The sequence below is a fragment of the Sphingobacteriales bacterium genome, from assembly GCA_016700115.1.
Taxonomy (GTDB): domain Bacteria; phylum Bacteroidota; class Bacteroidia; order Chitinophagales; family UBA2359; genus UBA2359.
Genome location: CP064999.1, coordinates 917,548 through 929,837 on the forward strand (window position 1 = coordinate 917,548; position 12,290 = coordinate 929,837).

8 protein-coding genes are annotated in these 12,290 nt (G+C 41.6%); 6 read left to right on the plus strand and 2 right to left on the minus strand.

Annotation, left to right across the window (positions count from 1 at the left end):
* Positions 1–52 precede the first annotated feature (52 nt).
* Positions 53–1,516 carry an oligosaccharide flippase family protein gene (locus IPM47_03085; protein QQS29955.1) on the minus strand — a complete coding sequence of 488 codons (1,464 nt, stop codon included), beginning with the start codon at positions 1,514–1,516 and terminating at the stop codon, positions 53–55.
* A 316-nt stretch (positions 1,517–1,832) separates the two neighbouring features.
* Positions 1,833–2,882, minus strand: coding sequence for a COX15/CtaA family protein (locus tag IPM47_03090; GenBank protein QQS29956.1), 1,050 nt, complete (start codon positions 2,880–2,882; stop codon positions 1,833–1,835).
* A gap of 333 nt (positions 2,883–3,215) precedes the next feature.
* Between IPM47_03090 and IPM47_03095 the strand changes: the two genes are divergently transcribed.
* From IPM47_03095 to IPM47_03120, 6 genes are all read left to right on the plus strand, one after another.
* A complete protein-coding gene (locus IPM47_03095; GenBank protein QQS31367.1) occupies positions 3,216–3,797 on the plus strand; it encodes a TIGR00730 family Rossman fold protein in 582 nt (193 codons plus the stop codon).
* A gap of 233 nt (positions 3,798–4,030) precedes the next feature.
* Complete coding sequence (locus tag IPM47_03100) at positions 4,031–4,168, plus strand: hypothetical protein (GenBank protein ID QQS29957.1); 138 nt, start codon at positions 4,031–4,033, stop codon at positions 4,166–4,168.
* A 141-nt stretch (positions 4,169–4,309) separates the two neighbouring features.
* The gene (locus IPM47_03105) at positions 4,310–6,445 is read left to right on the plus strand and encodes a tetratricopeptide repeat protein (protein QQS29958.1); all 2,136 of its coding nucleotides are present in this window, start codon (positions 4,310–4,312) and stop codon (positions 6,443–6,445) included.
* A gap of 258 nt (positions 6,446–6,703) precedes the next feature.
* On the plus strand, positions 6,704–7,669 hold the full coding sequence (locus tag IPM47_03110; GenBank protein QQS29959.1) for an SPOR domain-containing protein: 966 nt from the start codon (positions 6,704–6,706) through the stop codon (positions 7,667–7,669).
* Positions 7,670–7,860: 191 nt separating this feature from the next.
* Positions 7,861–10,047 carry a carboxylesterase family protein gene (locus tag IPM47_03115; protein ID QQS29960.1) on the plus strand — a complete coding sequence of 729 codons (2,187 nt, stop codon included), beginning with the start codon at positions 7,861–7,863 and terminating at the stop codon, positions 10,045–10,047.
* Positions 10,048–10,203: 156 nt separating this feature from the next.
* Complete coding sequence (locus IPM47_03120; GenBank protein ID QQS31368.1) at positions 10,204–12,021, plus strand: acyl-CoA dehydrogenase family protein; 1,818 nt, start codon at positions 10,204–10,206, stop codon at positions 12,019–12,021.
* Positions 12,022–12,290: the final 269 nt, after the last annotated feature.

Genomic DNA, 12,290 nt, shown 5'->3' on the forward strand with positions numbered 1-12,290 from the left:
CAAAATCGCGAGTTGTTTTTTTTTTGATGTTGTACTAAACAGAGGGTTTAGGTTATTGCATTCTAAAATTAATCATGGAATTTAAAAACCTGTACACCTGAACAGGGATAGATCTGTTCAGAGATATTATGATTATTGCAACTATAAAAAATTGAATTATTCCGACATTGCCGATTGAAATAAATTGAAAAACTGTTGCCCAATGTGCTATGGCAAAAACCATAAAAACCAATAAAAACAAGGCTAATTCTCTGCGCGTAAAAAATATCCGTAATAATTTTCGGTGTGGGATAAAATAGGCGAAAAAAGTAAAAAAGCGGGCAAAAAAGGAGGCTAAAACCACCCCCCAAAGTTGATAAACAGGAACCAAGAAGATATTAAGCCCTACATTCAAACTAATAGAAAACAATCCATACATCAAGAGTTTAGGAGATTTTTTTTCATAATAAATATATATATTCCCAATTTCAATCAAACTTCCGATAATATAACCGGATGCATATAGAAAAACATAGGTGGCTATGCTGTGATAATAAATGTTAGATGTTAACCAATGAATGTTTGTTACCACTACAACAACCGTTGAAGCAAATAGCACAATAAATAAATAATAGAAACGATATATAGAAATGTTATTAACCGGTGTTCCTTCAGTTTCAGATTCCTTTAGTTTAGCAAACACAAAAGGCGTTATTGCATTTTTAACAGCATAAGAAGCCAGCTCAATCGTGGAAGTAAGGACATGCAACAAGCTGTAAACACTCAACAATAACATGTTCAACATCCTTTCAATTAAAAACCGGTCCACATACATATACATCCATGCAAACACGGAAGCAGGTGTTGAGAATTTCATAAATTCCAGCGTATTTTTCAGATAGCTCCAATCGGGCTTCCAGAAAAGCTGCTTTCTGTTTTTCACGATAACCAGGGTAGCTCCAAATACAGATCCTATCGTTTTACCCCATAAAGCGCCTGTTATGCCCGCTTTAAACAAAACAATAAAGACAAGCTGCCCTATAAAACCACCCAAGGCAGTTATCAAAATCAGGGTAACATAGGCAAAAAGATTGTTTCCATTTCGCAAAAAAACGATAAAAGGAGTAACAATAGCTGCCGAAATACCCCCAATAGTTGCAATAGCCCCGTAAGGATAAAATAAAATGGAATCGTTATTGGTAAAAAGAATCGAAAAAAGAAAATTACCGAAAGGAAAAATCAGTAAAGAAAAGATTCCAATAGTCCAGATACAAAAAGTAAGTACGTTTCCGATGTACCGGTCAAGCTCTTCTTTGTTGTGGTGATAGTCGTAATAAAAGGTAAAAACACCGCCACCTATACCCAATGCACTAATTAAAGTAACAAATGAGGAATAGCTGTTCATCAGAGAAAATAAGGCGTAATCTTCATTGCTAAACCAATTTAGATAAATCGGCTGTAACAATAAAGACAAGAGTGGTTGAAAAAAAGAAAGCATCGTATAGACAACCGATGCAGATATGATTTTTTTTAACATTTTCCCGGGAAAAAGAATTTTAATTTCTGTTGCAACTTGTTTTTTGAGTTAAAATTGACAACTTGATTTCATTTGTTTCAACTTTTTTTTAACAACCAGTTTTAAAAGACGACCAAATATTAAAAAGGAAATGAAAAGTATGAGAAAAGTACCCTTCGGTATATGATTGCCATAGTTCTGACGTTTCGGGATGTTTTATATAGCATTGCCGTAAAAAAAGAGGTGGTGAGAAAAACATCACAAATCCGAACATAAAAAAGTAAAGATATTCTGTGTATGAAAATAGCCGGCAAAAAAATTTTGACCGACTACCGATTTACCCTGATTGGTGCCCATTTGTTTTTTTTAACTGGAAAGAAACCAATAATACTGTGCTAAGCAACAACAGACCTACTGCCTGATGTGCTACGCCAAAACCAACCGGAATCCCATATTTAGAAAGCAATAATACCGTTATACCCAAGGCAAACTGTATAAAGAGCAAAACCGGCAGAAAGTTGACGGTGGTTATGAAAACGGATTGACCTGTTGATATTTTTCTTGCTTTCCACCAAAATATCATGATCAGTATAAAAAGCAGATAGGCCAAACTTCGGTGAACGAACTGAATAGTAGCGATATTTTCGGTAAAATTGAGCAGAAATGGGTTCATTGAAAAGATAGTATCCGGCACAAACTGTCCGTTCATGTCGGGGAATGAGGGGTAATACATTGCCGCCCTTAATCCTGACATAAAGCCCCCGTATGAAACCTGTAAGATCAGCAATGTAATCAGTAAAAAGGTAAATTTTTTCAGAGAAGAATTGACCGGTCTTTGATCTTCAGGGATGAGTAAATCCGAAATGAACCATAAAACATAAGAAAACAACGCAACAGCCAACAACAAATGTGCAGTCAGGCGGTAATGACTTACCCAAGGCATGTCAACCAACCCGCTTTTGACCATGATCCAGCCCAATAGCCCCTGACACAAATAAAGAAACAGAAACACTAAAAAGTGGCGGATGGCAGGCCGGTCTAACTGTTTCCGGTACAGCATCACTGCAAAAATGGCTAAAATGAACAAAAATCCAATGCGCCCCCAAAGCCGGTGAAGCCATTCCCAAAAATAAATAAACTTAAACTCGGACAGAGTCATGCCTTTGTTGAGTTTGTGGTATTGCGGTGTTTCGCGGTATTTATCAAATTCAGACTGCCAGCTTTCGGCAGTTAGTGGTGGAAATGTTCCTGTTACCGGTTTCCATTCGGTTATAGACAATCCGGAACCTGTTAACCGTGTTACTCCTCCGATGATTACCTGAAAAAATATAATTACCAACGCTGCTATCAGAAAAAACCCTAACTGTCTCTTATTCTTGTCTGTCATGGGCTACATTAATAAATTGTACCGGATAATTTAAAAACCAACAAATCCCCCTGAAGGGAAGCTCTTTAGAAGGTGAATGCTTCAAACATGGATTGAGTTTGACCTAACAAACACCCTATAAAGTCAGGCACGAAGTTATGTTAAGTTAAAGGAATAACGTCCATAGGTTTGCAATTAAATCATTTACTGAAAAAGCAGTACGGTTTGCGTTTTGCAATCATTATTTCTGAAATCAAAATAAACCGTATATTAACCCGAAGATATCACGGATACTCGTAAACAGAGTGGTATCGGCTTGATTGAACAGTTAACCATCTAAATGTGGCAATTATGTTGAAAAACATCTGTGTTTTTTGCGGCTCGAATACCGGGATTTTAAAAGAATATAAGCAGCAGACTGAAGAGTTAGGGAAAATTATCGCACAACGGAATCTAAAACTAATCTATGGCGGGGGAAATGTGGGGTTAATGGGCATACTTGCCGATACTGTTCTCGGGTTGAACGGTCAGGTTGTCGGAGTAATTCCTGATTTTCTGATGCGCAAAGAAGTGGGACATACCGGATTAAATGTGCAAATAATTGTGCAAACTATGCATGAGCGCAAACAGAAGATGGCAGAACTCTCAGACGCATTTATCGTCTTGCCGGGCGGGATTGGAACGATGGAAGAGTTCTTTGAAATTTTTACCTGGGCACAACTTGGATTGCACAATAAGCCTTTCGCGATTCTCAACTCAGGAGGGTATTATCATCACCTTTTAGCCTTTTTGGATCTGGCGGTAGAACATAAATTTTTGAGCGCTGCTAACCGCAATATGATTATAACCGATACTGAAGTACAGTCGCTGTTTACAAAATTAGACAGTTATCAGCCGCCTTCAACAGAAAAATGGATGGAATTTCTGCAAACATAAACCTTGCATACATTCTTGATTATGACAACTTTGTTTTTAAACGCTGAAAGGCATTAAAACTATGCACAAGCGAAAAAATAAATCGAAAATAATGTCATAAAAAAGTAAAAAAAGTTTGCAAAAATGATTGGGCATCGTTAAATTTACAAATGGCGTAAGTATGAGATACCTACTGCTTCTGCCCAAGTATCATTAAGTTTCAGGTCCATTACTAATCCCAAACCTCTACTATTATGAAAACACTCAATAAAAGTGTGGACACCTTGGTGGAAAAGTTGGCATTAAATGTGCTAACTGATAAGCAGTTAGGTGTAATTAAAGGTGGTGACGGACGCAAACCTCCTCCTCCTGTACCAGATATAGACGATTAGGAGTTTGCAGTTTCTCAACTGCTTTTGTTGTGCAAGCCCCAAAGGTTACATCTATTTAACAGATATGTTCCTTTGGGGCTTACTTTTACCCCTACCCCTTACTTACACAACCAAAGCTTAGGCTGCGAAAACCTCCCTCTGATGTCAGCTACAAAACGACAAACTTGTTTTTTCGGGACCGTTGTTTTAATTTCGCTGTTCTTCTCAGCAAATGGCTTTGTGTTTGCTAATGAAACCGAAAGTAAGACCGTTCTTATTCAAGCATCAACTGACAGCATTAGAAAAGTTGCCGTTTCTCCCCGCAAAGCACTATTACAACTTAGCGACCAAGGCAAGGAGTTTTACCGGAACGGCGAATATGAAAATGCCTTCGGTTTTTTTGCTGAAGCACTCAAATTAGCAGTTGAACTCAACGATTATGAACAAACGCTCGGTTTACTGACCTATTTAGGGCAGATTAGCTATTTGTTGAGTGCGCATAAGGAATCTCTTGACTATTTTCACCATGCGCTCGATGTGGGTGGAAATAATATACCCCAATCCAAAAAAGCGCAGATTTACAGCGGTCTTGCAGATACCTACCTTGCTTTGGGCGACTATAACCAAGCGCTTTCCTACCAGTTAAAATCTCTCGAAATCCGAGAAACGCTTAAAGATGAAAAAGAAATAGCTAAGTCTTACTACGGACTTGGCTCTGTTTTTTTTGAACAAAAACTCTATAGTCAGGCGCTTGATTATTATAAGAAAGCGCTCGAAGTCTGGAAAAAAATTGACAATCCTCAATGGGTACTCACTACCCTTTCTGCGATTGGCACTACTTATGGCAGTATGGGCAAATGGGATCAGGCATTATATTTTGATTTGGAGGCCTTAAAGTTGGTTGAAAAAGACCAAAACAAAGATGTCTCAGCTATGGCCTACATTCTTCACAGTGCTGGTGTTAATTATACCGATTTGGGAGATTTTAAAAATGCAGAAGATTACTTATTCAGGTCGTATAAATTGGCACCTCAGACCGGGAATCAGCAGTTTGAGTCCAATACGTTGGAATCGATAGGATATATGTATATGAAGTCGGGCAAATACGAAATTTCGATTGACTATTTTAACCGCGCCTTACAAATTGCTACCAAAATCGGTGCTAAATCCGACATCGCAAAAATCAAAAACTCTCTGGCTGAGGCTTATCATAAAACCGGTAATCAGGAAGCCGCTTATCAATACCTTAAGCAACATGCTACTTTAAAAGACTCGCTCCTGACAAGTGAAATGATTGACAGGATGAACAACCTCCAAAACAGCTACGAAATACAGAAAAAGGAAAAAGAAGTAGCCTTATTAACTTCAAAGAACAAATTGAAAAAGCTGTATCTTTATTTTGCTTCGCTCGGTGGTTTGGCACTGATCGTGTTGCTTTGGTTAGCTTACGGACGATATAAAGCAGAAACCAAAGCCAAATATCTGGTTGAGATGAAAAATGCCGAAATCGAGGTGCAAAACAAAAAACTGGCAGTCTCCAACAGCGATTTGGAGCAGTTTGCCTATGTGGCATCTCACGATTTAAAAGAGCCGCTCCGAATGATCAATAACTATTCTAACCTGCTTAACAAACGTTATCAAAACAAAATTGACGAATCCGGTAAAGAGTTTTTATACTATATATCGGATGCGGCAACCCGTATGGATAAATTGTTAGACGGACTGCTTGAATATTCAAGGGTGAACCGCAAAAACTTAGATTCAAAAAATATAAACCTCGCCGAAGTGGTAAAAACCGTTACCAACACACTTCAGGAAAGGATTAAACAAACCAAAGCCAAAGTTTATATAGGCAAACTGCCCTCTATTCAGGCTAACTATACTCAAATGATTCAGGTTTTTCAAAATCTGATGGGTAATGCGCTTAAATTTAACAATTCAGACGGTGCTGAAATTATAATAGATTCTTATTTGGAAGAAGACGACTATGTTTTTATGGTCAAAGACAACGGAATTGGTATAGATGAGGAGAACATAGACCGTATTTTTCAGGTCTTTCAACGCTTGCACACCCATCGTGAATATGAAGGCACCGGAATTGGATTGTCTATTACCAAAAAAATTGTCGAGCGATACGGCGGTAAAATTTGGGTTACCTCAGAACCCGGAAAGGGCAGTACTTTTTACTTTACCCTTCCGAAAGCCACCCAGTTGACCGAAAAAACCATAGTTGAGCCTGCCTCTCAAACACCGGCTTTGGCGTTGGAACTCATCAATAATAATATAACTGCCATTTGAGTGCTCCTTTTTTACCCTTTACAACTCAACCCCTGCTTTCAATTTATCTGACTGCATTCTGCAAATTCCATTCTTCAAAGCATTTTTCTTTTTAATTAGCAACCGATGTCTATAAGTTTCTCTACACAAACTTTTCGGTTACAGTGCTATTTTTGAAAATTCATACAATATGACTATATTTGTATGATTATTAAAGGTGTTTCTTCTAAAAAAAGCCTTTACCCTTTCCTGCTTCGATCCTGATACAACTTGTTGTTTATGAAAAGTTTGTTTCAAACCTTTTTGAGTGCTATGGTCTTCGGGCTGATTGTCTATTTTGTTTATGTTGTCTATGACGGCAATAAGGATCGTGTGAGTTGGGGGGAAACAAACCAAAAGTTGAGCGATGAGGCAGAAAAGGTTAGTGAGAAATTCGACAAAAACGTCAGAAAGGTTGAAAAAATTTATAATAAAGTTAAAGACGAACTGGAAGAAGGTGAGCCTGACAATACACCTTTGCAACCTGACGGATATTCTGGAGGGGGCGCTGATACTCCTCCTGCCGCTCCCTCTTCCCAACCGGTAAATACCAAACAACCTTCCGGTAAAGGCGATGTCCCTGTAAACACTACCACAACTTCAACAACCCGACCTACATCTCCACCACAAACAACCGGTATCGGCTCGCCCCGGTCTGCCGGCAATTCATCCGATACAACTACTCCTTACGATATTCAATTGGCGATAATAAAGAGCTCTGCTTTTCATCCAAAAAACTACTTGTCTCTGAACGATTTGGGAACAATATATACCGAACCTGCCTCTGATAACCGCACCCGGGTGATTTTGGGTTCTTTTTACGGACGGGTCAGGTCGGAACAAATTCTGGCGATTGCCAAACAACGAGGGTTTAGCGATGCCTTTTTAATTTTGGGCGGTAAAAGCGCGCCGGTTACTCCTGTTGTCAATTACAATACCCGCCGGCTAACTCCCAATAGTTATATGGTTCAACTGGCAGCTATGTACAGTCCACAGGTTAAAAAAATAAAAGACCTCAGCAAGTTTGGCAATGTATATTATGAATATGCTGCCGACCGCGATATTACCAAAATCCTGATTGGTCCTTACGAAACAAAAGACGAAGCAGAAAGAGCCGTAAAAACAGTTCGGCTTAAAGAATATCCTAAAGCGTTTTCCCGCCGCCTTACCGCACAGGACATCAGCAATCTGGAGCAAATCCATTAAAAGACCAAGAAAACGGCATACACAAAATACCACAAATTAATCGCATGTATTTGCTCCCCATTCATATAAAACTTTAAGTTTGCGTAAAATATCAGTAAAAAGTTTTTGAATAGCCGGATACTATATTTATTGCTTACTTTAGCCCCACAAAAGGACATTCTCTTGTTACCGCTACTCTAAACCGATGAATTATGAATCGATGCATTACACTATCGGTCTTCTTGGTTCTTGTATGTTGCTTGCTTCCTCATTTAGCTCTTTGGGCACAGGAAACTTGTACAAATAATCGTTACCTGTCGGAAAACTTTACCGTTACCCGAACCGAAAACATACCTTACGGTAATGCCCCTGCATTGGTTTATCCTCCCTATATCTCAGAAAACAGCACATACAATAAACAGTTGGTGCTCGACTTGTACCTGCCCGATGCCGACACATTAACTAAACGTCCGGCAATTGTGATGGCTTTCGGAGGCGCATTCTTGGTTGGTTGGAAACAACAACCTCAATTGGTTGACTTTTGCAATGCTATGGCAAGGCGTGGTTATGTAGTTGCAGCTATTGACTACCGGTTGGGCTTCAACATTGCCAATACCAACAGCGCCGTAAGAGCGGTATATCGCGCAGCGCAAGACCTGAAGGCTGCCGTTCGCTTCTTAAAACATCATGCAGTCGAGTATGGTATAGATACCAACTATGTGTATGCCGGGGGAAACAGTGCCGGAGGCATCAGCGCCGTTCATTCGGCTTATGTCAGTGAAGTTGAGCGCAATACAAATCCATTGTTAAGTGCCACATTTGGAGGAGGGGGTATATTTAATGCCTGGCCTGATTTGGGATGTACCGAATGTTCCGGAAATAATCTGGGGCAATCCCCTTACAATATATCGGGTTCTCCCGATTTGGTCATCAGCCTTTGGGGTGCAATTGCCGACCTGAATTTTATTCAATCGCCCACCGACCCACCGATTATCTCTTTCCACGGTTTGAACGACAATATCGTACTTCCCGACGGAGGTGCACCATTCAGTTATCCGGTATTTCCTACACTTTACGGTTCTGTCAGTATTGCCGACCGTTGTAATACTGTGGGGGTTTTAAACGAATTGCACACTTTTGATTTTGGCCATGAGGTATGGATTTTGCCCGACGAAGCCCTGTATATCCAGCAAAAAACTGCGGATTTTCTTTATGAATTCCTGAAACCGGCAACTCCCGAAATTTCAGGACCTGTTTCAGCTTGTGCCAACAGCATTGCCACTTACTCCGTACAACCTCATGCCGATCACACCTTTTGCTGGATGATTCAGGGGGGCGATATCCTTACCAATCCTGCCAATAGTCATACCATCACCGTTCAATGGGGCGAAGGCAACGGCAGTGTCAGTGTCAGAAAAATTAACCGCAACCTGTATGAAAGCGATGCTGCCAACCTCGATGTAAACATCATCCTACCTGCAGTTCCTCAAAACTTGTTGATTCCTACTGCCGGATATATTCAAACTACTGCTATCTGGCAACCTGTTCCGGGTGTTGCTTATGAAGTCAGCTATCAACCCACCGGCGGGGATACCTGGACTACACAATACACAACGCTTAACAGCATTAACATTTCCAACCTGCCGGCATGTACCCGCTATGAAATCAGGGTAAGAAGCTATTGCGGGGATACTTATAGCGACTATGCCTACAACAGTTTTACCACCAACTGTATCAGAGCCAAGGTAAAAGTGTTTTTAGAAGGACCTTTCAACCTTTCGACCGGCAACATGAACACGGATTTGCTTAATAGCGGGCTATTGCCCAATGAACAGCCGTACAACCTGCCCCCCTGGAATTATGACGGCAGTGAATGGATTCCTGCCCTCCCGTTTGGTGCTGTGGACTGGGTTTTGATAGAAATAAGAAGCACTTCAGATGTTTCGATAGTTACCGACCGTGCGGCGGGAATACTGATGAGCAACGGAACGGTGAAGGCTTCCGATGGAACAGACGGGGTTTTGTTGCGCAATACTCCAAATGCCGGAAGTTTTTACTTAGTTGTTCGTCATCGAAACCACGCCCCTGTGATGAGCAAAGGTCCGGTCTTGTTGCCCAATGCTTTTGCTTATGATTTTACCCAAAATCCCGCTCAGGTTTTTGGGCCAAACCAACTCCTACAGTTAAGCCCTTCGACCTATGTTTTATATGCTGCCGATTATGAACAAAACGGCATCGTTAATTATACCGACTATAACCTCCTTCAACCCAACTTGGGACAACCCCAAACCGCCTACTCCATTTATGACGGAAATTTAGACGGCTGGATCAACCTCGCCGATTTCGAGCTTTATGCCAAAAACGCCGGATACATCGGAGTCGGCCTGCTCAGATATTAATACCCCCTATACAAGACAACAAAAAGAACATCCGGAAATCCAACCCCTTGTACTAAATCAACTTTTATCTTCACTCATTACACCCGACAAATGTCTTACCCTAACATTATTGACAAAGCGATAAAATTTCTGAAAAAAGTAAAGCCGGACTCGGACATGCCATCATTGCCCGAAGAAAAGCAACTGCCCTTTATTCCTAAAGGAGGAGCATTTTTAACCGGCACAACCGATGCTGCCGATATTTTTGTGCCCGAAGAATGGAACGACGAACAACGCATGATGGCCGCCTCGCTGAAGGAGTTTATCGAGCAGGAGATACACCCCATTTTAGAAGAACTGGACGAACACAAAGACCCGGAAATGTCGCCAAAGCTGCTCGAAAAAGCCGGCGAACTGGGTTTTTTATGTATGGTCATTCCTGAAGAATACGGGGGATTGGATATGGACTTTAACACCAACCTGCTGTTTGGCGAAGTGGGTGCACAGGGGTTTTCGTTTGCCACCACCATTGGCGCGCAAACTTCAATCGGGTCGTTGCCCATCGTGTTTTACGGTACTTCTGAGCAAAAAGCAAAATACCTGCCCGGCATCGGAACCGGAAAACTCAAAGCCGCCTATTGCCTGACCGAACCCGGAGCGGGTTCCGATGCCAATTCGGGAAAAACAAAGGCTATGCTGAATGTTGCGGGCACACACTACCTCCTGAACGGACAAAAAATGTGGATTACCAACGGAGGGTTTGCCGATATTTTCATCGTGTTTGCAAAAATAGATAACGACACCGACTTGTCGGCTTTTATTGTCGAAAAAGCCTTTGGGGGGATTGAGATTGGACCGGAAGAAAAAAAATTAGGCATTAAAGGTTCGTCAACGGTTCAGGTGTTTTTTACCGATTGCCCCGTTCCGAAAGAAAACCTGCTTGGCGGACGCGCCGAAGGATTTAAAATCGCGCTCAATATTCTTAATACGGGAAGGATTAAACTGGCTGCCGGAGCAGTAGGGGGGAGCAAATTTGCTATCGGCAAGTCCATCCAATATGCCAACGAGCGCATACAGTTTGACAAACCCATCTCTACTTTTGGGGCCATACAGCATAAATTGGCCGAAGCAGCAGCCCGTACTTTTGCCGCCGAATCGGCCACTTATCGCATAGGATATAATATTGACCTGAAATGTCGCGAATTAATGGCTCAGGGCGTTGCGCCGCCCCAGGCCAAGTTGCAGGCCATTAAGGAATTTGCCGTTGAATGTTCGATTATGAAGGTTCATGCCTCCGAAGTCGTTACTTATGTAGTGGACGAAGCCCTGCAAATTCACGGAGGCATGGGATATGCAGTAGAAACCGGAGTAGAGCGCGGCTATCGCGATGCGAGAATTACCCGGATTTACGAAGGCACCAGCGAAATCAACCGCATGTTGTCGGTAGCCGAATTGTTTAAGCGGGCATTTAAAAACAAAGAAATTGACCTTCAGGCTTCGCTGAAAAGCCTGCCCCTGCACTTGCTGAAAGGAGCACTCCCCTCCACCGGCAACGATAAATTTGCCCGAGAAAAACAGTTGATACAAAACCTGAAAGATGCCTTTTTGATGGTCGGGCTACGCGCAGCTCAAAAACTCAAATTAGAACTTGCCGAGCAGCAGGAAATCGTGCTATTGCTTGCCGATATGCTGGCAGAGGCTTATGTGAGCGAATCGGTCTGGTTACGAATAGAAAAACTCTATGCCGCCGACGAAGGCAAAAAAACCGAAGCCTATAAAGTGAAAAGAAACTTAGCCCGCATTTACCTGTACGAATCGGTCAACAAAGCCCGAAAAGCGGGTGAAGATGCCATCACCGGATTTGCCACCGGCGCAGAAAAAACCCTGCTGATGACCCTGCTCAACCGGCTGTTGCCACGATATGACGTTAACCCCATCCAGCTTCGCCGCAAGGTTGCTGAATATCTGTGCAAACAGAACGATTATCCGTTTTGACGGGAGGGCATTTTAACCAACATTGCGGTAGAGATATGTCAGGTTGTTGTTATTTAGAAACACATCCGGTTGTTATAACGTAAAGACGTGGCGTGCCACGTCTCTACAATCAAAACAACCGAACCCGAGATTACAAAACAATTTTACCGGCCGACATCGGATGTCTCCGAGGTGTCCGGTGTCTGTAAAACAAGCCGATTATTGTGAATGTTTAATCGGCAATTACTATTGAACTGCCGGATATGTCTATAAGTTTTTGCTGCTCTTTT